This is a genomic window from Sandarakinorhabdus glacialis (assembly GCF_014643455.1).
GTDB classification, from domain to species: Bacteria; Pseudomonadota; Alphaproteobacteria; order Sphingomonadales; family Sphingomonadaceae; genus Sandarakinorhabdus; species Sandarakinorhabdus glacialis.
Map to the genome: position 1 here is coordinate 1 of NZ_BMJM01000010.1, position 22,451 is coordinate 22,451.

Genomic DNA, 22,451 nt, shown 5'->3' on the forward strand with positions numbered 1-22,451 from the left:
AGGCCGGGGCCCATCTCCCGCCCTCTCAAACTCGCGCCCCGACCAGCCCCCCCCTCAACCGCATAAGCCATCCCCGACTCCCCCTAGCCCACCTTCGTCATGCTGAACTCGTTTCAGCATCCATCATGCCGCCGGCACAACCTGCGCCTGACCCGGCGATGGATGGTGAAACAAGTTCAGCATGACGAACCTTTTCGATAGAACACCGGCACGCCCACCCGCAGGAGCCCTCCCCTTGAAGCTGCTCCTCATCGAAGACGACCCGCAGACCGCCGAATACCTCCGCCAGGGCCTCACCGAGCTCGGCCACAGCTGCGACCACGCCGCCACCGGCGTCGACGGCCTCACCGCCGCGCTCACCAACAGCTACGACGCCATCGTCCTCGATCGCGACCTGCCCCTGCTCGACGGCCTCTCGGTGCTCCGCGCACTCCGGGCCAACGCCAACCGCACCCCCGTCCTCCTGCTCTCCGCCCTCGGCCAGATCGACGACCGCGTCACCGGTCTCGAAGCCGGCGCCGACGACTACCTCCCCAAGCCCTTTTCCTTCCGCGAGCTCATCGCCCGCCTCGAAGCCATCGTCCGCCGTGGACACGCCCCTACCGCCCCCGGCGACACGCTCACCGCCGGCGACCTGTCGCTCGATCGCCTCGCCCGCACCGCCAGCCGCCGCGGCCGCCGCATCGAGCTGCTCACCAAGGAGTACCAGCTCCTCGAATATCTCATGCGCCACGCCGGCCAGGTCGTCACCCGCACCATGATGATGGAGGCGATCTGGGACTATGCCTTCAACCCCGGCACCAACGTCATCGACGTCCATATCGGCCGCCTGCGCGCCAAGATCGACGCCCCCGGCGAAGCGCCGATGCTCCACACCGTCCGCGGTGCCGGCTACCGCCTAGATGCCTAAAAACCCGCAATGGCATAGCGCTGCACGTTTCAGGCCGCGAGCGCATAGCGCCGCGCTGCGGGGCGCCCTCTGGATCACCCTGATCGCACTGCTTGCCACCGGCGCCGCGATGACCGTCCAGTATCTGCAAACCACCCGCCTCGTTGAAGCCCGCATGCGCGCCCTCGTCGACGACGAGGCCACCAGCCTCGTCGCCCGCTACCGCGACGACGGCTTGAACGGCGTCGCCGGCGCGATCAACCGCCAGCAGCAACTGCCGCGCCTCAACGAATTCTTCTACCTGCTCGCCGCCCCCGATGGCACGCCGCTCGCCGGCAACCTCCTCGCCTGGCCACTCGAAGTCGATCGCCCCGGCTTCCACAGCTTCACCACCGGCGTCGTCAACACCCGCGGCCGCGCCGGCAGCCGCTGGGTCGATGCCCGCGCCGTCGCGCTCGGCGGCGGCTATCGCCTGCTGGTCGGCAATTTCGCCGACGAACGCGCCGCGCTCCGTCAGCAATGGCTCAAGTCGATGTTCTGGTCGCTGCTCGTCACCGGCGTCCTCGGCTTGGCACTCGGCTGGTGGTACAGCCGGCGCGGCCTGCGCTTCGTCGACCAGGTGTCCGACGCCGGCGACCGCTTCCTCGCCGGCCGCCTCGATGAACGCGTCCCCGTCTCGCCCCGCGCCGACGAATACGACCGCCTCGCCGAAACCTTCAACCTCGTCTTCGCCGAAGTCGAGCGCCTCATCGGCTCGCTCCGCGCCACGACCGACGCGCTGCGGGCGAGCACCGACGGCATGGCGCACGACCTCAAGACCCCGCTGACCCGCATCCGCGCCCGCCTCGAACTGGCCGACATGAAGGCCGGCGACAACGCCGGCGAGATCCTCGCCGACTCGCGCCGCGACCTCGACGCGCTGCTCGACATCATCGACGGCGCCCTCGGCCTCGCTCGCGCCGAAGCCACCGCCACCTTCGCGCCGCTATCGCTCGAAGCCATCGTCGCCGAAGCCATCGACCTGTATCGGCCGCTGGCGGACGACAGGAACATCAAGCTGACCGCCGACCTCGAACCGGCCACCCTCACCGGCGCCCGGCCGCTCCTTGCCCAAATGACCGCAAACCTGCTCGACAACGCCCTGAAGTTCACGCCCGAGGGCGGAACCGTCGAGATTTCGGTCAAAACCACCCCCGGACATACAAGGCTGACGCTCACCGACACCGGCCCCGGCATCCCCGAAGCCGACCGCCTGCGCGTCCAGGACCGCTTCACCCGCCTCGACCGTGACCTTGCCAGCCCCGGCACCGGCATCGGCCTCAGCCTCGTCGCCATCGCCGCCCGCGTCCACCGCGCCACCCTGACGCTAAGCGACAACAACCCCGGCCTCAAAGTCACAATAAACTTCCCCTCCCCCTAACTGGTCCTCCCCCTCAAGGGGGGAGGCGAGAGACGCGTCTTCACGCGGCCCGGGTGGGGGTGTCTCCCCGCGCCGTAAACGCCCCCCTTACTTGTCCTCCCCCTAAAGGGGGGAGGTCGAGAGACGCGTCTTCGCGGCCCGGGTGGGGGTGGTCCCCCGCCGCCACAAACACTCTCTTGACAAAATTAACCGAACAGGTTAGTGTAGCGGAACAAACTCGGCCCTGAACCCACCTCCCACCCCAACGCGAACCAAAATTCGCGTCCCAGTGAACTTCTCGGGGTCAACCCCATAGAAAACCCACAACATTCTCAAAAACCCCCGACGCCAAAAAAACTAGACCAGCGTAACGCTGTCCCCAGCCGCCATCATCCCCACAAACCGCTCCAGATCCCCCTTTTCGACCGCAATACACCCCTCCGTCGCCGCCCGATCCGGCCGGGTACAATGCAAAAATATCGCACTCCCCGCCCCCGCCACCACCGGCGCCTCATTATGCCCCAAAACAACAATCAAATCATAGACATGGTCGTCCCGCCACAGCCGTTCGGCCGAGAACCCATGCAGATGCCGAACCGGCCGATTATACGCCGGATCCCCTACCCCGTCCGACCAGCCATCATCGACCCGCAACCACCGCCAAGGCAGCCGCGTGACCACCCCGGCAACACGATCCGGTCGCAACAACACCGTCCTCACCGGCCAAATGCCCAGCGGCGTCGCCCCATCCCCCTCGCGCTTGTCCGCCGCGGGCAACGACCCGCCCTTGCCGAACACCGCCGCCACCGTCTCGCCGAACCCGGTCAGCGTCCCCGCCGCCACATCGGCCAGCAGCCTCAAAGCAGATGCCCCTGCCGATCGCGCTTGGTCCCCAGATAGGCCACATTATGCGGATTGGGCGCCATGCTATGCTCGATCCGCTCGACCACCAGCCCATGCGAAGCCAAACCATCCACTTTCAACGGGTTATTGGTCATCAGCGACACCGACCGCACCCCAAGCTGCGTCAGCATCGCCGCCGCCAGCCCGAAATCGCGCTCATCCGGCTCGAACCCCAGCCGCGTATTGGCGTCGACCGTATCGAACCCCTGGTCCTGCAACGCATACGCCCGCAGCTTGTTGAGCAGCCCGATGCCGCGGCCTTCCTGCTGCAAATACAACAGGATACCACCCCCCGCATTCGCCGCGATCGCCGCCAGCGCCGCGTGCAGCTGCGGCCCGCAATCGCACTTCAAGCTGCCCAGCACATCGCCGGTCAGGCACGCCGAATGCAGCCGCACCAGCACCGGGCCACTGCGCGAAGGATCACCGATCACCAGCGCCAGATGCTCGGGCCCGCCATCCGACGGCCGAAACGCCACCACCTCGGTCGCTTCGGCCAGCGCCAGCGGCAGCCGCGCCCGCGACGAGATCCGCACATCCGCCGCCGCCGCCGGCAACCCCAGCACATCGGCCAGGCCAGTCACCACGACCGCCGCAACCCCTCGCAAAGGCACCGCATAAACCGCCGGCAGCAGCGCCGCGTGTTTCGCCAGCACGATCGCCGCCCGCGCCGATTCGGCATCTGCCCCCAAGGCCCGCGTCGTGAACGGACCCTTCAACGGCGTCGCCAGGTCGAGCACCGGATCGGCCACCGCGCGCGACCCCGGCAGGTCGAGCCACGTCGGCCGCTCCACCCATACCGGCTCGGCATCGCCGACCGCAGCGCCGATCTGGTTGGCGAGCTTCAACACCGCCGCCCGCCGCGCCGTGATCACCAGCCCCGCCCGCCCCGCGACCTCGAGCGCCTTCAGCGATACCGAATCGGCCAGTTCCGCCGACAACACAGCCAGCCCGCCAACCCCGACAATCCGCCCACGCCGCAGCGCATCGACCGCTGCTTCCGCTGCATAGCCGGGCGCCATCGTCACAGCTCAAGCGTCACGATCTGCGGCACATGATCGGATGGCTTGCCCCAATTGCGCGCGTCTTCAAGGACTTCGAACTTCGTCGCCTGGCGCCCCACGTCGGGCGACGCCCAGATATGGTCGAGCCGCCGCCCCCGGTCGGACAATTTCCAGTCAGTTGCGCGATAGCTCCACCAGGTGAACAGCCGCTCCGGCGCCGCGATGAAATGCCGGCCGAGGTCAACCCAGTCATGGCTCGCCTGCAACGCCGCCAGCGCCTCGACCTCGATCGGCGTATGGCTGACCACGCCGAGCAGCGCCTTGTGGCTCCAGACGTCGCACTCCAGCGGCGCGACGTTGAAATCCCCGACGATCACCGTCGAATCGCGCAGGCCCTCGGACCAGCGCGTCATCCTCTCGAGGAACGCCAGCTTCTGGCCGAACTTGGGGTTGATTCGCGCATCGGGCACATCGCCGCCGGCCGGCACATAGACATTCTCGACCAGCAGTCCGTTGGCCAGCCGCGCCCCGATGTGCCGCGCCTCGCCGTTATCCTGCCAGTCGAATCGGCGCTCCTCGGTCATCGGGATCCGCGAGATCGTCGCGACGCCGTGATGCATCTTCTGGCCATTGAGCAGGCGATAGCGATAGCCGAGATCCTCGAACATCTGGTGCGGGAACTCACCGTCGATGACCTTGGTCTCCTGCAAACACAGGACGTCGGGCGCATGCTGGGCCAGAAATCGCTCGACGATATCGAGGCGGAAACGAACCGAATTGATATTCCAGGTGGCAATGCTCAGCGTCATGCCGCCGATGTAGGCGATGCGGACCCGGCCGTCACCCACCGCGATGATCAGGCCCCGGAACAAAATAGGCCCCTGCTCCGGGGGCATGGAGCAGGGGCCATTTTTGCGCTCGTCACGCAACGGGAAGACGTTTCAAACCACCGGATAACAGGGGGCAAACTCCGGCGGCGGCGTCAACCCGCCTATCTGTAATGGCGCCCGGAACATTGACCAGGCATGAACGGCATTCAGAAAACTCTCGCTGGCCCGAAATCTTTTGAGGCCGCGACATCCTGTCCTGCACGGCTTGCTTCGCGCCTACATCCGGGCAAGACGCCCGCCATGTCCAGCCCCCGCCTGCTCCCCGCCTTCGCCGCGCTCAACGCGGTCCTTGCCCTGGCATTCGGCGCCTTCGCCGCCCATGCCATCGAGGACCCGCAAGCCCGCGACTGGATCCGCACCGGCGTGACATTCCAGCTCCCCCACGCCGCCGCAATCTTCGCCCTGCTCCCGTGGCGCAGCACCCGCCCCGTCCGCGCCGCCACCTGGCTTCTAGCCCTGGGAACATTCCTCTTCGCCACCAGCCTCTACGCCCTCGCCCTCGGCGCCCCGCGCGGCGCAGCAGCCCTCGCCCCGATTGGCGGCACCCTGATGCTGCTCGGCTGGCTATGGATCGCCATCATCGCCCTGACCGGCAAGAACGACAGCAAAGATTCGTAGTTCCTGGAAGAGGCCGCTTGTCGGTGGTTGCTTGCCCGTTACAACAAGGGGATGACCGCCCCGACCTCTATCCTGCTCGATCCACGCCCTGTTGCAGCAGAATCGCGTTACACCTTCTTCCTGCCGAGCCCCACTGAAGTCGCGGCCGTGGCACAGGGCGACCTGGTCAAATTGATGTTCGAGTATACGCACGACACCGAAGAATGGCCGGTGGAGCGAATGTGGGTTACCGTCGAATCAGTCGAAGGCACGGAGCTCGTGGGGGGCCTCGGCAACCAGGCGTTTGAGACGACATCCTCGCTCAAGGTCGGTGACCCGATCAGCTTCGGCAGGCATCACATCCTTTCGATTGAATGGGCTCACCCCGAAACGGCGCCGCGACCAACGGAACGCCGGGAATATTGGGAGCGCTGCCTCGTCGACGAGTGCGTTCTCGACGGTTCGGAACCGGTCGAATATCTCTACCGCGACAAGCCTGACATGCAGCAGGGTGATGACAGATACCCGGACAGTGGCTGGCGCATCCGCGGCAGGCAGGGTGAAGCAAGCCCTGCCGAACTGGATGCGCGCAAAGCGCAATATGTCGCCGTCGGTGCCGTGCTCAACCGGGACGACAGCTGGTTAAGCCTGATCGACGCTCCCATCGGCTCCGGGTTCCTGCGCGAATTTGCAACCGGAACCTACAACGCAGAAAATTGACCAGCCGGGTCCATGATCGTGCCCTGACAGCCAGGGACGTCGGCAACGGCGCGGACCGATGACGAGCGAGAACAAAGTCGGTTGATTGCCGGCGCCTGAAGTTGGACAATACGTCATGCCTCGAGGAGAAGTCATGAGACACTTTTTATCGGTCGCCGCTGTGTCGATGTCGCTGGTCTGCGGGCTTGGCGCGGCGCAGGCGCAGCTCCCGGCCATGCCCAGCACCAAGTCCTTGTCGGGCCTGACCGGCGGGCTCCCCGACATGTCGAAGTTGAGCGCGGGCAACGCCGCCGGCGTTCTTGGCTATTGCGTCAAGAACAAGGTCCTCGGCGGCGGCGATGCGAGTTCGGTATTGTCGAAGCTGACCGGCAAGCCGGGCGTCACCTCGTCGGCAGACTACAAGACCGGCGAAGCCGGGCAGCTCGGCACCGGCAAGTCGGCACTTTCGCTCGACAGCCTGACCGGCTCGTTGAAGACCAAGGCCTGCGACATGGTCCTGAAAGATGCCAAGTCACTAATCTAGCTGCGGACAAGCCGCCGCCGGGTTACCGCCTGCTCGCCAACCGGCGAGCAGGGGTTCGCGTCCTAATCGCGAAAGCTCGAATCCAGCCGGTCGAGCTTGCGCAACAGCGCCGGCCAGGCCAGCAAGTTCGCCACCATCCCGAGGCCCTTTTCGCCCTGCCCGGCGGCCTTTTCCGGCGTGCCCTGTGGGGGATTGTAAAGCCCGTTTGGCCCGGCCGACAACGCCATCACCTGCGCCTCGCAAGCCCGCTCGAGGAAATACAGGTTGAGGAAACACTCCGCCACCGTCTTGCCGACCGCCAGCGTGCCATGGTTGCGCAGGATCATGGCGTTCTTCGCCCCAAGGTCCTCGACCAGCCGTTCGCGCTCCTCCAGGTCCGTCGCGACGCCTTCATACTCGTGGTACGTCACCTGGTTACGGATCAGCATCGCGGTCTGCGTCAACGGCATCAGCCCATCGGCCTGCGCGCTGACGGCCTGCCCCGCTTTCGTATGCACGTGCATGACCGCACCGGCATCCTCGCGCGCCATGTGGATCGCCGAATGAATCACGAAGCCCGCCGGATTGGTGACATAGGGCGTTTCCATGATCGGCGCGCCATGGACATCGATCTTGACCAGCGACGACGCGGTGATCTCCTCGAACATCAGGTTGTACGGATTGATCAGGAAATGATGCTCGGGGCCCGGAACGCGCGCCGACAGATGGGTGAAGATTATGTCATCCCAGCCATAAAGCGCGACCAGCCGATACGCCGCCGCCAGGTCGGTCCTGATCGCCCATTCCTCCGCCGAGACCTGCTCGCGTAGGCCCGTCACCGGCTTCAACTGCGTTGCCATCGTTCAACTCCCCAACAAGTCGTTTCATTCTGGCGCTTTTACGCGCGCCTGTGAATATGTGCCGCTCCGGCATGCGTCGGAACAATAGCGCACTTCGTCCCAATCCTTTGCCCATTTCTTCCGCCAGCTAAAATCGCGCCCGCAAACGACGCAGGCCTTGGTCGGCAGATCGGCCTTGCGGCGCATCTTGGGCAAGGTCTAGCGTCCCCTGATTGTCACAAACACCGCTTACGCAGCGCGCATCATAGTCCGGGGTATATCAATGCGTCTTGCTCTCGATCGTCGCGCCTTCCTGACCGCTTCCGCTGCCGGATTGCTGCTGCCCAATCGCCCCGCCCTCGCCGGGATCTGGGCCGACAAGGGCTTCACTCACGGCGTCGCCTCGGGCGATCCTGCCCCCGACTCGATCAAGCTATGGACCCGCTACGCCGCCGCCGACGGCAAGGCGACGATGCTCAAGGTCGAAGTCGCCGCCGACCAGGGCTTCGGCAAGATCATCAAGCGCAGCGAAGCCATCGCCGGCCCCGCCACCTGGGGCACGGCGCAAGTCCGCATTTCCGGGCTGCCCGAGGGCTGGGTCTTCTACCGCTTCACTGCGCCCGACGGCACCACGTCCCCCATCGGCCGCACCTGCACCCTGCCGACCGGCAAGCTGGCGCGCTTCAACATCGCGGTGTTCAGCTGCTCGAACAAACCCTTCGGCTGGTTCAACGCCTATGCCCATGCCGCCGCCCGCGACGACATCGACCTCGTCGTCCATGTCGGCGATTATCTATATGAATATGCCCGCGGCATCTACCCGAGCGCCGCCGAGACCATGCCCGGCCGCGACATCGAGCCTGCTACGGAGATGATCCGCCTCGACGATTATCGCCAGCGCTATGCCAGCTACCGCGTCGATCCCGGCCTGCAGGAGCTGCATCGGCTGTTCCCGATGGTCGCCATCTGGGACGACCATGAATTCACCAACGACACCTGGAAGAACGGCGCCCAGAATCACCAGCCCGACGAGGGCGATTTCGCCGCCCGCAAGGCTGCCGCGATTCAGGTCCACCATGAATGGCTGCCCGGCCCTGATCGCCTGTACCACCGCTACGATATCGGCAACCTTGTCAGCCTGATCACCCTCGACACCCGCGTCACCGGCCGCGACCAGCAGCTCGATATCGGCACCGCATTGAAGGCTGGTCCCGCTGCCGTAGCCGCCTTCCGCGACGGGCCGCTCAATGATCCTTCGCGGCAGCTTCTCGGCACCGCGCAGGAAAGCTGGTTCAAGACCAACCTCAAGGCCTCGACAAGGACCGGCCAGAAATGGCAGTTCGTGGCCCAGCAGGTCGTCATGGGCGACGTCCGCACGCCGAAAAACGCGCTCGAATTCCTCGCCGCCGACGCCAATCCGCGCGCGCAGGGCTATATCAAGGCCGGCCTCGCCGCCTCGGCCGCCGGCATTTCTGCCGCGATGGACATGTGGTCGGGTTACCCGCAGGCCCGCGCCCGCGTGCTCAAGGCCGCACAGGACGCCGATGCCGACATGGTCGTCGTCTCCGGCGACAGCCACAACGCCTGGGCGTTCAACCTCGAACACGGCGGCAAGCCCGCCGGCGTCGAGTTCGCCGGCCAGTCCGTCACCTCGCCCGGCTATGAAAGCGCGCTCAAGGCCGACCCGGCGAAAATCCGCGACGCCGTCGTCGCCGCCAGCCCCGGCATGACCTGGTGCGACACCAGCCGCCGCGGCTACATGACCGTCGCCTTCACCCCCGACCAGGCCCGCTGCGACTGGGTCTTCATGCAGACCATCAGCGATCGCAGCCTCGCCGTCAGCGCCGGGCAAGCCGCCACCGTCCGCCGCGGCGAGCGCAAGATGCAACTGGCATAGCCGCCGGGAACGTGCAGGGTAGGCAGGATGTTTCGTCTCCTGCTTGCCCTGCTGATTGCCGCCCCCGCTGCCGGCCAGACCTGCGATGCCGTCTGGCACGACGCGGCGCGCGACCGCGACCTGCCGGTTCGTATCCGCTTGCCCGACGGGACCGCGAAGGTGCCGCTCATCCTGTTCAGCCCCGGCCTCGGCGGCGGCATCGCCGGCGGCTCGCTCTGGGCAAAGGCCTGGACCGATCGCGGCCTCGCCGTCGTCCACCTCGAACACCCCGGCAGCGACGCCGCCGCCTATCGCGCTCCCGGCACCCCGCAGGAACGCCGCGCCCGTATCCGCGCCGCCGCCTCGGCGCAGCAACTCCACGCCCGAGTCGGCGATGTCGGCTTCATCCTCGATGAACTCGCCCGGCGCCCCCGCGAAGGCCAGTGCAACCTCGCCCGGCTCGACCTCACTCGCATCGGCATCGCCGGCCACAGTATGGGTGCCTGGACGGCGCAAGGCGTCGCCGGGCAGCGTTTTCTCGGCAAGGCGCCCTTCCGCGACGCCCGCATCGACGCCGCCATCGCCCTCAGCCCCTCGGCACTGACCCAGGCCAATTTCGGCGAAGCCTTTGGCGGCATCACCATTCCCTTCCTGTCGATCACCGGCACCGAGGACGGCGTCCCCGCCCGCCGCGGCGAACCCACCCCCGAATCGGACGCCAAGGCCGCAGCCCAGCGCCTCGCCGCCGAAGCCCAGCGCATCGGGCCCTATCGAGGCATGCCACCCGGCCAGAAATACCTGATCGTCTTCAAGGATGGCGACCACATGGTCTTCGCCGGCAACCTCCGCAGTTCCCCGACCGCCACCGACATTCACATCCACGACGCCGTCATCTCCGCCACCAACGCCTTCTGGGGCGCCGAGCTTCTTGGCGACAAAACTGACGCTGCAACGCTCAAGACGTTAAAGCTCACCCCAAGCGACCGTTTCGAATCGAAATAGGTCGCTGCCTCCCTCCCCCCTGCGGGGAGGGCGACTCGGCTCCAGCCGAGCGGGGTGGGGGTTCACGCCCCTCGCCGCGAAAGCCTACTCCGCCACAACCCCATCCAGAAACGCCTCGACATCCCCCAGCGGCACATCGCGCGCCACGAACGCCTGCCCGATCCCCCGCGCCAGAATGAACGGCAGCGTCCCCGCCTTCATCTTCTTGTCCTGCCGCATATGGTGAAGCAACGTCGCCGCGCTCACCTCGAATCCCAGCGCCTTCGGGCTCAGCACGAACCCGCACGCCAGCAGATGCGCCCGCACCCGCGCCGCATCCTCGGCCGGACAAAGCCCCCGCGCCGCCGACAGGTCGAACGCCAGCGCCATCCCCAGCGCCACCCCTTCGCCGTGGAGCAACCGGTCCGAAAACCCCGCTTCCGCCTCGAACGCATGGCCGAACGTATGCCCCAGATTAAGCAGCGCCCGCACGTCACCCGTCTCGCGCTCGTCCGCCGCCACGACCTTGGCCTTGGCCCGGCACGACACCGCAACCGCCTCGGCTTGACAGCCCGCGTCACCCGCCAGCAACGCCGCCGCATTGGCCTCGCACCATTTGAAAAATCCCGGGTCGCCGATCAGGCCGTATTTGACCACCTCGGCATAACCGGCGCGCAAATCGCGCACCGGCAAGGTCGCCAGCACGCTCGGGTCGATCAGCACCAGCGCCGGTTGGTGGAACGCCCCAACGAGGTTCTTGCCCGCCGCCGCGTTGATCGCGGTCTTGCCGCCCACCGACGAATCGACCTGCGCCAGCAACGTCGTCGGCACCTGGACGAACCGGCAGCCCCGCCGCAGGATCGACGCCGCAAACCCGGTCAGGTCACCGATCACCCCGCCGCCAAGCGCCACCACCGCATCGCCGCGCTCGACGCCCAGCGACAGCAATCGCTCGGTCACCTGCGCCAACGTCGCCCAGTCCTTCGTCGCCTCCCCCGGCGCCAGCACGATCTCGTCGACGGCAATCCCCCCCGCCGCCAGCCCCGCCGCAAACGCCGGCAGGTGCAGCCGCGCGACATTGCTGTCGGTTACCAGCGCCAGTCGCCCGCGCGGCGCCAGCGGCCCCAGCAGCGGCGCCGCATTGGCGAGCAGGCCCGGCGCGATATGGATCGGATACGCTCGCTTGCCCAAGGGTACTTCAACAATCACGCCGGGATTCCTTCGCTCATATTCGCCGCCGCCAGCGCCGCGACGATGGCCTCGACGGTGTCGCCATGCGGCAACGACTTGCTCGCGATCCGGATCGGCGCCTGCGCATAGATCGGGTTCCGCACCCGCGCCAGCTCGTGCAGCACCTCGCCGGGGTCGCGGCCCTTTAGCAACGGCCGCGTGTTGCGCCGCCGCACCCGCTCCACCAGCGTCGCCACATCGGCATCGAGCCACACCGTCAACGTCCGCTCGAGGATCAGCAGCCGCGTATCGTCCTGGATGAACGCCCCGCCGCCGGTGGCGATCACCTTGGGGGCGCCATCGATCAAGCGCGCGATCACCCGGCGCTCGCCATCGCGAAAATGCGCCTCGCCGAATTTCTCGAAAATCTCGGAGACGCTCAGCCCGGCGGCCAGCTCGATCTCGGCATCGGCATCGACGAACGGCAGCCGCAACCGGGCCGCCAGCCGCCGCCCGACGGTGGTCTTGCCGGCGCCCATCAGCCCGACCAGCGTCACCGGCCGCGCCGCCGCTGCCTTCAACAGCGCCGAACCTGTGGGCATGGGCGGCGGCAGGGGTGCCGGCGGGGGTGCCGGCGGATCAGGGGGGATTTTGGCGTCGCACTCCATGTCGCCCCCCGCTATACACCTGTCCGACGCGGGCGAAAGCTGCCGCCACAAACGAGTTCTCCGGAAAGGCCAGGCATTGCGAAACATCTTCAGGAGCAATGGCTGACATGCGGATTGCCCTGCGGCCTGCCGTCCTCGCCGCCGCCACACTGACCCTCGGGCTCGCCCATCCGGCCTCCGGCCAGCAAGCCCCGGCCGTGCCGCAAGCCCAGCCGCAACAGCAGCAGCCGAGCAACGCCGGCCCCAAGTCGCTTCTCCCCGACGTCTTCGACAGTCCGGCTCCCGCGCCCGCCGCACCAGCCGACACCGGCCCTCCGGTCTATGAATCCGGTGCCGCCCCTGCCCCCGCGCCGCCGCCGCTGCTGCCGCCATTGCTCGCCCCGCCGGTGCCGCTGCCCCCCGAGCCCGTCGATCCCTTCGCCACCCAGATCACCGGCCGCGACATCACCGTCTTCGGGCCGCTGACGCCCGAGATCGGCGGCTATGGCATCGCCACCTTCACCGGCTCGCGCGGCACCTTCCTGTCGGGCCTCGCCAATCGCGTCACCGCGCCGATCGCGTCGCGCTGGGCCAGCATCACCCTGCGCCGCGCGCTGCTCAGCGAAAGCACCACCCCCTATGGCATCGGCCCCGGCGACTGGGTCGCGGCGCGCGCCTCGCTGCTGCTCCGCATGGGCGAGATCGACGGCGCCAAGGCCCTTGTCGACGGCGTTCCCATCGATCGCTACAGTCCGTTCCTCTACCGCATCGCCGGCCAGACCGCGCTTGCCGCCGCCGATATCGGCGGCCTCTGCCCGATCGCCGAAACCGCCCGCATGCTGTCGCGCGACCCGCTATGGCCGCTCGCCGTCGGCATGTGCGCCGCCCTCCAGGGCGACGACGCCACCGCCGCCAGCATCTTCGACGCGCTGGGCAACGACGAGCAAAGCGTCGACCGCTTCGACCTCCGCCTCGCCGAACGCATCGCCACCCTCGTCGGCGGTGCCGGGCGCGCGTCGAACATCGACTGGAACGAGGCACCGCCGCTGACGCTGTTCCGCTTCGGCGTCGCCACCGCCGCCGGCGTCATGGTCCCCCCCGACGCCCTCGCCGCACTCGGCCCGGCGCGCTTCGGCTGGCTGGTCCGCGCTCCCAACCTCGATCCCGAGGCACGCCGCGCCGCCATCGGCCCCGCCACCGTCCAGGGCAGCATGTCCGCCGCCGAGCTCGCCGGCGCCATCGCCATCGACGCCGCCACTCCCGACGCTGCCGGCGCTGCAGCTGCACCCGGCAACGCCGACAGCCGCGGCGACCGCCTGCGCATCGCCTCGGCCGGCACGCGCCTGGGCGACCGCCTCGTTGCCCTGCGCGCCATCTGGGCCGAGGGCGAGGATCCCTATGCCGGCCTGCTCGAATCGGCCACCGCGGCGGCGCGCCTGTCGCCCACCGCCGGCAGCGCCGCCGACAGCGCCCAGATCATCGCCGCGCTGCTTGCGGCGGGCGACACCGTTGCCGCGGCGCGTTGGTGGCCGGTCGCCGACGACGCCGCCGCCAAGGTCCGCGCCCAGGCCTGGGCGCTCCTCGCTGCCGGCACCGGCACCGTCGAAGTCACCCCGTCGGCATTTCGCGACTGGCGTTCGACCAGTGGCGCCGACGATCGCCGCGCTGCGATGCTGTTCGCCGCCCTCGCCGGCCTCGGCGTGACCACGGGCAGCGACTGGGACGGCCTGCGCACGGACCTGCTACCGCGCAACACCAACAGCTGGAGCCGCGCCATCGACGCCGCCGGCCGCGCCCGCCGCACCGGCGAAGTGACGCTGCTTGCCGCGACGGGCCTGCAAGGGCCCTGGGCCGACGTGCCGCCGCTCCACCTCCACCACATCGTCCAGGCGCTCGTCCGCAGCGGCCGCACCACCGAGGCGCGTCTCATCGCGGCGGAAGCGCTGACGCGCGGGTGACCGCGCGTCCATCAAAAGCCACCCCGGGGATGACGACGCCGGGGCACTCCGACGCCCGGCTCATCGCCCTCTTCCTCGACATGCTCGCCGCCGAACGCGGCGCGGCGCGCAACACCCTGCTCGCCTATGGCCGCGACCTCGAACAGGCGAGCGACTGGCTCGGCGGACAGCTCGGCACCGCCGCCGCGCCCGACCTCGCCGTGCTCTCGTCGCAATGGGCCACACTCGCGCGCGCTTCTGCTGCCAGAAAAGCCTCCGCCATCCGACAATTCTTCGGTTTCCTCGCCGCCGAAGGCATCCGCGCCGACAACCCCGGCAAGGACCTCGCCAACGCCGCCATGGCGCGCCCGCTGCCCAAGACCCTCGATCCGCGCGATGTCGACCGCCTGTTCGCCGCCCTCGCCGAGCACCTCGCCGCTGCGCCGCAAAACCCCCGCACCCTGCGCCTCGCCGCGCTCATCGAACTGCTTTACGGCTCGGGCCTGCGCGCTACCGAGCTCGTCTCGCTGCCCCGCCACGCCGTCCGCCCCGGCCGCGGCTTCATCATCCTGGCGGGGAAAGGCGGCAAGGAACGCCTCGTCCCCATCGGCAACCGTGCCGAAGCCGCCGTCGCCGCCTATGCCGCCCACGTCCCCATCGAGGTCAAGTTCCTGTTCACCTCACGCGGAAAGCATTTGACCCGGCTGCGCCTCTACCAGCTTGTCAAGACCCTCGCCGCCGACGCCGGCATCCCGCCCGAACGCGTCAGCCCGCACGTGCTGCGCCACGCCTTCGCCACCCATCTCCTCGAAGGCGGTGCCGACCTGCGCACCCTGCAAATGCTGCTCGGTCACGCCGACATCGCCACTACCCAGATCTATACCCATGTCGCATCGAAGGCGCTCGTCGAACTCGTCAACGCCCGCCACCCGCTCGCTGACCGCAAACCCTAGATCTTGCAGGCCCGGCCGCCGGCGCGGCCCTTCAGGAACGCCCGCCGCAACTGCCCAGCGAGCACCGCCGCCTGCGCATGTTTCCTCGCTGCATCGGCGCCCGACAGCTTCCGGATGAGGCCCGTGCCGGGAATGAGGCTGCCGGCCACTGATTCCGCGGTCCCCAGCACGAACTCGGTCGATGTCTCGCTGGCGCCGGTCGCCTGCCGGGAATCGACATCCGGCCCCAGCACCTTGGTCAGACGGTCGATCTCGGCCTTGTACTGCGCGCAGCTGGTCAACCCGGTGAGCGAATACGGTGCATCCATCACCGCCAGCAACACCGGCGGGATCGGATCCTTCTTTACATTCAGGTCGCGCAGCGGCGCCGTGACGATCCGCCCGGCCGTATCGGTGACCTGCCGCGTCGTCGACGGCGACGCTGTCTGTGCCAGGCCGGCGCTACTTGCCACCAATGCGCAAATCGCCGCCGCGACTATCGAACATCGAACCCGTACCATCATGCGTTCCCTTGCGGCCGCAACCGACAAGGGAACGTTACAGGCGCGGACCACGTGCCGCCAGTGGCTAGATCTTGCAGCCCTTCTGCCGAGCCGTGCCCTTCAGATAAGCGCGCCGCACCGACCCTGCATAAATCGCTGCCTGGGCATATTTCTGGCGCGCATCGGCACCCGAGATCTTTCGCACCACGCCCATGAACGGAATTATGCTTCCAGCCGCCGATTCGCCGAGCGACAGCGCGAACTCCGCCGGGGTCTGGTCCTTCCGCTGGGCTTGCGGCGAATCGACGTCCGGCCCGAGAACCCCGGTCAGCGTCGTGATCGCGGTCTTGAACTGGGCGCAGGTCTTGATGCCCTTCAGCGAATAGGGCTCCTCCATTGCCGCCTCGATCCGCGGATCGACCTTGTCCTTGATGATGTTCATGTCCTTCAGCGGCTTGGCACCGATATTCTCGACGGTGTCGCCCACCTTGTCGATGCCGCTGCGCTCCTTGGGCGGGTTGGTCTGCTGGCCCGCCGCAGCGCTCGCCAACACCAGCAACGGCGCGGCCACCAGCATCGTGCGCCAGTTCTTGCTCATCATCGTCATCGAAATCTCTCCAGCCGGTCGGCGTCGGCTACCATAGCGACGGCCGTTACCGGCGCTAAACGAACCTGACCTCGCCTTGTTCCCCACACCCCGCCCCGCACCGAATAACGCAGTCGCCGCTTGCCGATTACCGCTCGCCGGACTATATCGCCGCTATCTCTACATGGGTAACCGCATGGAGGTCGGCCGGGAACGCTCCCGCCCGCCGCCGGATCGCTGTCACCCGCTTCAGGAAAACGGACCTCATTTGACCGACACGAACGACCTCGCCGCAAAGCTCGACGCCATCATCGCCCCCGTGGTCGCTGAACTTGGCTTCGATCTCGTGCGCATCCAGTTGATGGGCAAGGCCGGCGACATGACCCTCCAGATCATGGCCGAAGACCCCAAGACCGGCCAGTTGACGCTCGCCGAATGCGCCGCCATCAGCCGCGCGCTCGACCTGCCGCTCGAGGAAGCCGACCCGATCGAATCCGAATATGCGCTGGAAGTCTCCTCGCCCGGCATCGACCGCCCGCTGACCCGCCGCGCCGATTGGGAGCGCTGGGAAGGCCATGAAGTGCGGATGAAACTCGATCCCGTCGTCGACGGCCGCAATCGCGCGCACGGCGTGATCGGCGCGCTCAAAGATGATATACTGACGCTCGACGTCAAGACCATCGGGCCGATTGCGATTCCGTTCGCAGCGATCGCCTCGGCCAAGCTGGTGCTGACGCCGAAGTTGATCGCCGCAACCAGGCGCATCGATTCGGACGACGCCGACGAAGTCATCGAAGAACCCGAAGACGAAAATACCGACGACAACGCTGCCAGCAACGACAACACTGCCGAGGATTGACACCATGGCCACTGCCATCACCGCCAACCGCGCCGAACTGATCGCCATCGCCGATGCGGTGGCGCGTGAAAAGTCGATCGATCGCATGATCGTCATCGAAGCCATGGAGGACGCTATCCAGCGCGCCGCCCGGGCCCGTTATGGCGCCGAAAACGACATCCGCGCCAAGATCGATCCCAAGGGCGGCGAAACCCGGCTGTGGCGCGTCCTCGAAGTCGTCGAAGAGCCCGAGGATTTCTTCAAGCAGGTCTCGCTCAAGGACGCTCTCAAAAAGGACAAGACCGCAGCCCTCGGCGATTTCATCGTCGATCCGCTGCCGCCGGTTGAGTTCGGTCGCATCGCCGCCCAGGCCGCCAAGCAGGTCATCGTCCAGAAGGTCCGCGATGCCGAGCGCGACCGCCAGTACGAAGAATTCAAGGACCGCGCCGGGGAGATCATCACCGGCCTCGTCAAGCGCGCCGAATTCGGTCACGTCGTCGTCGATCTCGGCAAGGCCGAGGGCGTCATCCGCCGCGACCAGCAGATCCCCCGCGAAGTCCTCAAGCCCGGCGACCGCGTCCGCGCGCTGATCAGCAGCGTGCGTCGTGAAGCGCGCGGCCCGCAGATCTTCCTGTCGCGCTCCGCCGGCGACTTCATGAAGAAGCTGTTCGCCCAGGAAGTCCCTGAAATTTACGACGGCATCATCGAGATCAAGGCCGTCGCCCGCGATCCCGGCAGCCGCGCCAAGATCGGCGTCATCAGCCGCGATTCCAGCATCGATCCAGTCGGCGCCTGCGTCGGCATGAAGGGCAGCCGCGTCCAGGCGGTTGTCCAAGAGCTCCAGGGCGAAAAGATCGACATCATCCCCTGGTCGCCCGACGTCGCAACCTTCGTCGTCAACGCGCTCCAGCCCGCTGAAGTCTCCAAGGTCGTCATGGACGAGGAAGACAATCGCATCGATGTCGTCGTCCCCGATGACCAGTTGTCGCTCGCCATCGGCCGCCGCGGCCAGAACGTTCGCCTCGCCTCGCAGCTGACCGGTCGCCAGATCGACATCATGACCGAGGCCGACGAATCCGAGCGCCGCCAGAAGGAATTTACCGAGAAATCGGCAATGTTCGAATCCGAACTCGATGTCGACGAAACCCTCGCCCAGCTGCTGGTTGCCGAAGGCTTCTCCGAGCTTGAAGAGGTCGCTTACGTCGACCTGTCCGAAATCGCGTCGATCGAAGGCTTCGACGAAGATCTCGGCGGCGAGCTGCAGAAGCGCGCCATCGAGGCACTCGAACGCCGCGAAGCCGCTGCCCGCGCCGAACGCTCGGAACTCGGCGTCTCCGACGATCTCGCCGCCATCGAAGGCCTGAACGAAGCGATGCTCGTCGCGCTCGGCAAGAAGGGCATCAAGACCCTCGACGATCTCGGCGATCTCGCCACCGATGAACTCGTCGCCAAGAACACCGGCATCCTCAAGGATTTCGGCATCTCGGAAGACGACGGCAACCGCATCATCATGGCGGCGCGCGCGCACTGGTTTGAAGCAGAAGATTCTGCCGCGGAGGTCGCACCCGCGGATGGAACACGATGAACATCTGACGTCCGACATTCCAGTCGATGACGCGCCCGCAGTGGACGCTGACGGCATAGCTTTGCCCGAGCGCCGCTGCATCCTGACCGGCGTCCACGGCCCGCGTAGCGTGCTGATCCGCCTCGCCGTCGGTCCCGACGAGCAGGTCGCCGCCGATTTGTCGACGAAACTGCCCGGTCGCGGTGCCTGGATCGTCGCCGATCGTGCCTTGCTCGAAGCCGCAATGGCGTCCGGAAAAGGTGGCGGCAAATTCAAGGGCGCCCTCGCCCGCGCCTTCAAGTCGAACAGCCTCAAGGTCCCCGACAACCTCCCCGACCAGATCGCCGCCGGCCTCGAACGCCGCGCGCTCGATCGCCTGGGCTTGGAAAACAAGTCCGGCAACCTCATCTGGGGACATGAGCGGGTCGGGGAAGCAATCCTGAAAGGCAAGGTCCGGCTGTTGCTCCACGCGGCAGACGCAAAAGCCGACGGCATGGGCAAGCTCGAATCTCGCCGCCGCGGCGCTTCGCCGGGGACGGTCTCCATCGTGTTGCCGGTGGGACGCGACCGATTGTCGATGGCCCTTGGCCGCGAAAATGTAGTACATGCCGCGATATCCGACGCCGCCAGCGCAGCCCGGGTCATCGAGGCGCTGGAACGCTGGGCCGCCTTCAACGGCATCAAGGTGGACCGAGCAGACGACGAAGACGAACAGACGGAAGCGGCCTCTACCGACTCCGAGAGCAACACAACCGGTTCGGCGCTTGCCGAAGCCGGACCGAAAAGGCATTAGGCGCGACCGTATGAGTGATGACAACAAACCCAAGCTCGGCATGCGTGCCCCCCTCGGCCTCAACAAGGCGGTCGAAGTCGGCAAGGTGAAACAGAGCTTCAGCCATGGCCGCACCAAGCAGGTGGTCGTGGAAGTGAAGCGTGCACGCGTCCTGCATCGCCCGGGCGATCCCGTGCCCGTCGAAACCCCGCCGCCGGCACCCGTCGTCGAAGCGCCGGCACCGGTGACCGTTGCCCCGCCAATCGCAGCACCTGTCGCGCCGGCACCTGTCGCCCGCGCGCCGGAACCGGCTCCAGCACCGACGCCGGCACCAGCGCCTGTTGTCGCCGGCCCCGAGCCCGTCGCCGAAGCATCCGCTCCAGCCGCCGAGCCCGCACGCGCCGCGCCAGCCCCGATCATGTTCCGCCCGGTTGAGCGCGCTCCGGCGCCGAAGCCTCCCGAACCCAAGGTCGAGGCCCCGGCATCCGTGGCACCCCCGGTCGCCGCACCACCCGCACCGCGTCCGGTCGCCGCTACCCCTGCCGCACGGCCCCCCGTGCGTCCGGCGGCCCGCGCTCCCGAACCCCGCCGTCCGGCTCCCGTCGACCTGCTGACCCGCCAGGAACGCCAGGCCCTCCTCCTCCGCCAGGCCGAGGAAGATCGGCTGCGCTCCGCCGAGGAAGCCCGCATCCGCGAGGAAGCCGCCCGCGTCGGTGCTGCCGAAGTCGAGCGCCTGCGCCTCGAGGAAAAGCGCAACGCCGCCGAAGAACTCGCCACGCGCCCCGATCCGGTCGCCAGCGACACGCCGCAAACGCTTGTCGAACTCGACGAGGAGGAGGAACGCTTGCGCGTCCGGGCCCTCCCCGGCCGCAAGCCCGAGCTCGCCGCCAAGCCAGCACGCCTTCGGGTCGGCGACGATCGCCGCCAGTCGGGCAAGCTGACCGTCACCAAGGCGCTTGATTCCGACGACAGCGTCCGCACCCGCTCGCTCGCGGCGCTCCGCCGTTCGCGCGAAAAGGAACGCGGCCGTTTGGGGTCACAGGCCAAGCAGGTCCGCGACGTCACCGTCCCGGATCGCATCACCGTCTCCGAACTCGCCAACCGCATGGCCGAGCGCACCTCGAACGTCGTCCGCCTGCTCGCCCGCCTGGGCGTTCCCTCGGCCGCCGTCGATGAAATCGATCAGGACACCGCCGAGCTGGTGTTGACCGAATTCGGCCACAACATCGTCCGCGTTTCCGATTCCGATGTCGAAATCGGCATGGTCGGCGGCGTCGATGTCGACGATCACCTCGCCGAACGGCCGCCTGTCGTCACCATCATGGGCCATGTCGATCACGGCAAGACCTCGCTGCTCGATGCCCTGCGCGGCACCAATGTCGTCAAGGGCGAGGCCGGCGGCATCACCCAGCACATCGGCGCCTACCAGATCCTGACCAAGGACAAGCACAAGATCACCTTCCTCGATACCCCGGGCCACGAAGCCTTTACGGCGATGCGCGCCCGCGGTGCGTCGGTGACCGATATCGTCGTGCTCGTGGTTGCCTGGGATGACGGCATCATGCCGCAGACCATCGAGGCCATCCAGCACACCAAGGCTGCCGGCGTGCCGATGATCGTCGCCATCAACAAGATGGACAAGGCCGGTGCCAACGCCGAAAAAATCCGTCAGGCGCTGCTCCAGTACGACGTCCAGGTCGAATCGATGGGCGGCGAAGTCCAAGATGTCGAAGTCTCGGCAACGGCGAAAACCGGCCTCGATCAACTGATCGACAAGATCATGCTCCAGTCGGAAATCCTCGAGCTGAAGGCCAATCCGGATCGTCCGGCCGAAGGCAATGTCATCGAAGCCCGCCTCGACAAGGGCAAGGGTCCGCTGGCGACCGTCCTCGTCCGCCGCGGGACGTTGAAGACCGGCGACATCTTCGTGATGGGTTCGGAATGGGGCAAGGTTCGCGCCATGGTCGACGACAAGGGTGCCAGCGTGAAGTCGGCGCTGCCCTCGACGCCGGTCGAAGTCCTCGGCCTCACCGGCGTGCCATCGGCAGGTGATCCCGTCACTGTCGTCGAAAGCGAAGCCCGGGCCCGCGAGGTCGCCGAATACCGTGCCGGCGTCATCAACGCCAAGCGCATCGAGCAGGAACCGGCCAACCTCGAGACGATGTTCTCGGTGCTGCGCCAGGCGAAGGCCCAAGTCTATCCGCTGGTCATCAAGGCGGATACCCAAGGCTCGGCCGAAGCCATTGCCGGAGCGGTCAACAAGATCTCGACCGACCTCATCAAGGCCAAGGTCCTGCTCGCTTCGGTCGGCGGCATCACCGAATCCGACGTGACGCTCGCGAAAGCCAGCGGCGCGCCGATCATCGGCTTCAACGTCCGTGCCAATGCCAAGGCCCGCGAAATCGCTCAGCGCGATGGCGTGGCGCTGAAATACTACGACGTCATCTACGACCTGATCGACGACGTGAAGGCAGCGATGGCGGGCCAGCTTGGTCCCGAACTCCTCGAAAACGTCGTTGGCCGCGCCCTGGTCCTCGAAGTCTTCCAGGCCGGCAAGACCGGCAAGGCCGCGGGTATCCGCGTCACCGAAGGCTTCATCAAAAAGGCGCTGCGGGCACGTGTCATGCGCGACGATGTCATCATCTACAACGGTGCCATCGCCTCGCTCCGCCGCTTTAAGGAAGACGTCGCCGAGGTCAAATCGGGCTTCGAATGCGGCATCACCATCGAAGGCTCGTCGGACGTCAAGCCCGGCGATGTCATCGAGACCTTCGAAGTCGAGAGCCGGGAACGCACCCTCTAACCCTCTCCCGCTTGCGGGAGAGGCGAGACGCGCGCCAGCGCGCCGGGTGAGGGTGTTCCCACCCGCACCAGAAAAGCGGCGGTCGGAGCAGCACGCCCC

Annotated in this window: 22 protein-coding genes; 13 read left to right on the forward strand and 9 right to left on the reverse strand. The window is 67.3% G+C overall.

The window, feature by feature from the left end; translation table 11 throughout:
• Positions 1–235 precede the first annotated feature (235 nt).
• Both IEW98_RS12800 and IEW98_RS12805 read left to right on the forward strand, forming a co-directional pair.
• Complete coding sequence (locus IEW98_RS12800; RefSeq protein WP_188763357.1) at positions 236–910, forward strand: winged helix-turn-helix domain-containing protein; 675 nt, start codon at positions 236–238, stop codon at positions 908–910.
• Positions 903–2,309, forward strand: coding sequence for a sensor histidine kinase (locus IEW98_RS12805; protein WP_188763358.1), 1,407 nt, complete (start codon positions 903–905; stop codon positions 2,307–2,309). The genes IEW98_RS12800 and IEW98_RS12805 overlap by 8 nt, the downstream gene beginning before the upstream one ends.
• 336 nt (positions 2,310–2,645) lie before the next feature.
• On the opposite strand, the gene IEW98_RS12810 is transcribed toward IEW98_RS12805, so the two are convergent.
• The 3 genes from IEW98_RS12810 to IEW98_RS12820 are packed head-to-tail and all read right to left on the reverse strand — an operon-like array spanning position 2,646 to position 5,004.
• Entirely contained in the window at positions 2,646–3,149 is a 504-nt protein-coding gene (locus IEW98_RS12810; RefSeq protein WP_188763359.1) for a L,D-transpeptidase family protein, read from the reverse strand.
• Positions 3,146–4,213 (reverse strand): GTP cyclohydrolase II, encoded by a 1,068-nt coding sequence (gene ribA / locus IEW98_RS12815; RefSeq protein ID WP_188763360.1) that lies wholly within the window; start codon positions 4,211–4,213, stop codon positions 3,146–3,148. The genes IEW98_RS12810 and ribA overlap by 4 nt, the downstream gene beginning before the upstream one ends.
• Positions 4,214–4,215: 2 nt before the next feature.
• Entirely contained in the window at positions 4,216–5,004 is a 789-nt protein-coding gene (locus tag IEW98_RS12820) for an exodeoxyribonuclease III (protein WP_188763508.1), read from the reverse strand.
• 321 nt (positions 5,005–5,325) lie between these two features.
• Here IEW98_RS12820 and IEW98_RS12825 point away from each other — a divergent pair, with 321 nt between their 5' ends.
• The 3 genes from IEW98_RS12825 (at position 5,326) to IEW98_RS12835 (ending at position 6,925) form a co-directional block, all read left to right on the forward strand.
• On the forward strand, positions 5,326–5,703 hold the full coding sequence (locus IEW98_RS12825) for a DUF423 domain-containing protein (protein WP_188763361.1): 378 nt from the start codon (positions 5,326–5,328) through the stop codon (positions 5,701–5,703).
• Between the two features lie 51 nt (positions 5,704–5,754).
• The gene (locus IEW98_RS12830) at positions 5,755–6,402 is read left to right on the forward strand and encodes an immunity protein Imm33 domain-containing protein (protein ID WP_188763362.1); all 648 of its coding nucleotides are present in this window, start codon (positions 5,755–5,757) and stop codon (positions 6,400–6,402) included.
• 133 nt (positions 6,403–6,535) lie between these two features.
• Entirely contained in the window at positions 6,536–6,925 is a 390-nt protein-coding gene (locus IEW98_RS12835) for a DUF2501 domain-containing protein (RefSeq protein ID WP_188763363.1), read from the forward strand.
• Positions 6,926–6,987: 62 nt separating this feature from the next.
• Here IEW98_RS12835 and IEW98_RS12840 read toward each other — a convergent pair whose 3' ends face one another.
• The gene (locus IEW98_RS12840; RefSeq protein ID WP_188763364.1) at positions 6,988–7,764 is read right to left on the reverse strand and encodes a class II aldolase/adducin family protein; all 777 of its coding nucleotides are present in this window, start codon (positions 7,762–7,764) and stop codon (positions 6,988–6,990) included.
• A 24-nt stretch (positions 7,765–7,788) separates the two neighbouring features.
• The gene (locus IEW98_RS12845) at positions 7,789–7,950 is read right to left on the reverse strand and encodes a DUF2256 domain-containing protein (protein ID WP_207792572.1); all 162 of its coding nucleotides are present in this window, start codon (positions 7,948–7,950) and stop codon (positions 7,789–7,791) included.
• 76 nt (positions 7,951–8,026) lie between these two features.
• Here IEW98_RS12845 and IEW98_RS12850 point away from each other — a divergent pair, with 76 nt between their 5' ends.
• The gene (locus IEW98_RS12850) at positions 8,027–9,640 is read left to right on the forward strand and encodes an alkaline phosphatase D family protein (RefSeq protein ID WP_188763366.1); all 1,614 of its coding nucleotides are present in this window, start codon (positions 8,027–8,029) and stop codon (positions 9,638–9,640) included.
• A gap of 27 nt (positions 9,641–9,667) precedes the next feature.
• Complete coding sequence (locus IEW98_RS12855) at positions 9,668–10,621, forward strand: alpha/beta hydrolase family protein (RefSeq protein ID WP_188763367.1); 954 nt, start codon at positions 9,668–9,670, stop codon at positions 10,619–10,621.
• A gap of 84 nt (positions 10,622–10,705) precedes the next feature.
• Here the strand turns inward: IEW98_RS12855 and aroB are convergent, their stop codons facing one another.
• Together aroB and IEW98_RS12865 are read right to left on the reverse strand one after the other, a co-directional pair.
• Positions 10,706–11,809: a 3-dehydroquinate synthase gene (gene aroB / locus IEW98_RS12860; RefSeq protein ID WP_188763368.1), complete on the reverse strand. Its 1,104-nt coding sequence runs from the start codon at positions 11,807–11,809 to the stop codon at positions 10,706–10,708.
• Positions 11,806–12,372, reverse strand: coding sequence for a shikimate kinase (locus IEW98_RS12865; RefSeq protein ID WP_188763369.1), 567 nt, complete (start codon positions 12,370–12,372; stop codon positions 11,806–11,808). The genes aroB and IEW98_RS12865 overlap by 4 nt, the downstream gene beginning before the upstream one ends.
• 164 nt (positions 12,373–12,536) lie before the next feature.
• On the opposite strand from IEW98_RS12865, the gene IEW98_RS12870 reads away from it, so the two are divergent.
• Both IEW98_RS12870 and IEW98_RS12875 read left to right on the forward strand, forming a co-directional pair.
• Positions 12,537–14,375 carry a hypothetical protein gene (locus tag IEW98_RS12870; protein ID WP_188763370.1) on the forward strand — a complete coding sequence of 613 codons (1,839 nt, stop codon included), beginning with the start codon at positions 12,537–12,539 and terminating at the stop codon, positions 14,373–14,375.
• Positions 14,376–14,404: 29 nt separating this feature from the next.
• The gene (locus IEW98_RS12875; RefSeq protein WP_188763371.1) at positions 14,405–15,307 is read left to right on the forward strand and encodes a tyrosine recombinase; all 903 of its coding nucleotides are present in this window, start codon (positions 14,405–14,407) and stop codon (positions 15,305–15,307) included.
• Here IEW98_RS12875 and IEW98_RS12880 read toward each other — a convergent pair.
• Together IEW98_RS12880 and IEW98_RS12885 are read right to left on the reverse strand one after the other, a co-directional pair.
• Positions 15,304–15,759, reverse strand: a complete 456-nt coding sequence (locus IEW98_RS12880; protein WP_188763372.1) for a hypothetical protein — start codon at positions 15,757–15,759, stop codon at positions 15,304–15,306. The genes IEW98_RS12875 and IEW98_RS12880 overlap by 4 nt on opposite strands.
• A 115-nt stretch (positions 15,760–15,874) precedes the next feature.
• The gene (locus IEW98_RS12885) at positions 15,875–16,396 is read right to left on the reverse strand and encodes a hypothetical protein (RefSeq protein WP_188763373.1); all 522 of its coding nucleotides are present in this window, start codon (positions 16,394–16,396) and stop codon (positions 15,875–15,877) included.
• Between the two features lie 247 nt (positions 16,397–16,643).
• Here IEW98_RS12885 and IEW98_RS12890 point away from each other — a divergent pair, with 247 nt between their 5' ends.
• From IEW98_RS12890 to infB, 4 genes are read left to right on the forward strand one after another with little or no spacing between them, the layout of a single operon-like run.
• Positions 16,644–17,234: an LSm family protein gene (locus tag IEW98_RS12890; RefSeq protein ID WP_243450754.1), complete on the forward strand. Its 591-nt coding sequence runs from the start codon at positions 16,644–16,646 to the stop codon at positions 17,232–17,234.
• A 4-nt stretch (positions 17,235–17,238) separates the two neighbouring features.
• Positions 17,239–18,798, forward strand: coding sequence for a transcription termination factor NusA (gene nusA, locus IEW98_RS12895; RefSeq protein WP_188763374.1), 1,560 nt, complete (start codon positions 17,239–17,241; stop codon positions 18,796–18,798).
• The gene (locus IEW98_RS12900) at positions 18,785–19,570 is read left to right on the forward strand and encodes a DUF448 domain-containing protein (RefSeq protein WP_188763376.1); all 786 of its coding nucleotides are present in this window, start codon (positions 18,785–18,787) and stop codon (positions 19,568–19,570) included. Before nusA ends, IEW98_RS12900 begins: the two co-directional genes overlap by 14 nt.
• A gap of 10 nt (positions 19,571–19,580) precedes the next feature.
• The gene (gene infB, locus IEW98_RS12905; RefSeq protein WP_243450755.1) at positions 19,581–22,352 is read left to right on the forward strand and encodes a translation initiation factor IF-2; all 2,772 of its coding nucleotides are present in this window, start codon (positions 19,581–19,583) and stop codon (positions 22,350–22,352) included.
• Positions 22,353–22,451 lie beyond the last annotated feature (99 nt).

Excerpts from the sequence above, each read along its gene's own strand:
- IEW98_RS12870 (WP_188763370.1), top strand. The coding sequence starts at position 12,537 with ATGGCTGACATGCGGATTGCCCTGCGGCCTGCCGTCCTCGCCGCCGCC.
- nusA (WP_188763374.1), top strand. The coding sequence starts at position 17,239 with ATGGCCACTGCCATCACCGCCAACCGCGCCGAACTGATCGCCATCGCC.
- IEW98_RS12825 (WP_188763361.1), top strand. The coding sequence starts at position 5,326 with ATGTCCAGCCCCCGCCTGCTCCCCGCCTTCGCCGCGCTCAACGCGGTC.
- IEW98_RS12835 (WP_188763363.1), top strand. The coding sequence starts at position 6,536 with ATGAGACACTTTTTATCGGTCGCCGCTGTGTCGATGTCGCTGGTCTGC.
- ribA (WP_188763360.1), bottom strand. The coding sequence starts at position 4,213 with ATGGCGCCCGGCTATGCAGCGGAAGCAGCGGTCGATGCGCTGCGGCGT.
- IEW98_RS12840 (WP_188763364.1), bottom strand. The coding sequence starts at position 7,764 with ATGGCAACGCAGTTGAAGCCGGTGACGGGCCTACGCGAGCAGGTCTCG.
- IEW98_RS12845 (WP_207792572.1), bottom strand. The coding sequence starts at position 7,950 with ATGCGCCGCAAGGCCGATCTGCCGACCAAGGCCTGCGTCGTTTGCGGG.
- IEW98_RS12850 (WP_188763366.1), top strand. The coding sequence starts at position 8,027 with ATGCGTCTTGCTCTCGATCGTCGCGCCTTCCTGACCGCTTCCGCTGCC.
- IEW98_RS12805 (WP_188763358.1), top strand. The coding sequence starts at position 903 with ATGCCTAAAAACCCGCAATGGCATAGCGCTGCACGTTTCAGGCCGCGA.
- IEW98_RS12855 (WP_188763367.1), top strand. The coding sequence starts at position 9,668 with ATGTTTCGTCTCCTGCTTGCCCTGCTGATTGCCGCCCCCGCTGCCGGC.
- IEW98_RS12865 (WP_188763369.1), bottom strand. The coding sequence starts at position 12,372 with ATGCCCACAGGTTCGGCGCTGTTGAAGGCAGCGGCGGCGCGGCCGGTG.
- infB (WP_243450755.1), top strand. The coding sequence starts at position 19,581 with ATGAGTGATGACAACAAACCCAAGCTCGGCATGCGTGCCCCCCTCGGC.
- IEW98_RS12875 (WP_188763371.1), top strand. The coding sequence starts at position 14,405 with ATGACGACGCCGGGGCACTCCGACGCCCGGCTCATCGCCCTCTTCCTC.
- IEW98_RS12830 (WP_188763362.1), top strand. The coding sequence starts at position 5,755 with ATGACCGCCCCGACCTCTATCCTGCTCGATCCACGCCCTGTTGCAGCA.
- IEW98_RS12820 (WP_188763508.1), bottom strand. The coding sequence starts at position 5,004 with ATGACGCTGAGCATTGCCACCTGGAATATCAATTCGGTTCGTTTCCGC.
- IEW98_RS12900 (WP_188763376.1), top strand. The coding sequence starts at position 18,785 with ATGGAACACGATGAACATCTGACGTCCGACATTCCAGTCGATGACGCG.
- IEW98_RS12885 (WP_188763373.1), bottom strand. The coding sequence starts at position 16,396 with ATGACGATGATGAGCAAGAACTGGCGCACGATGCTGGTGGCCGCGCCG.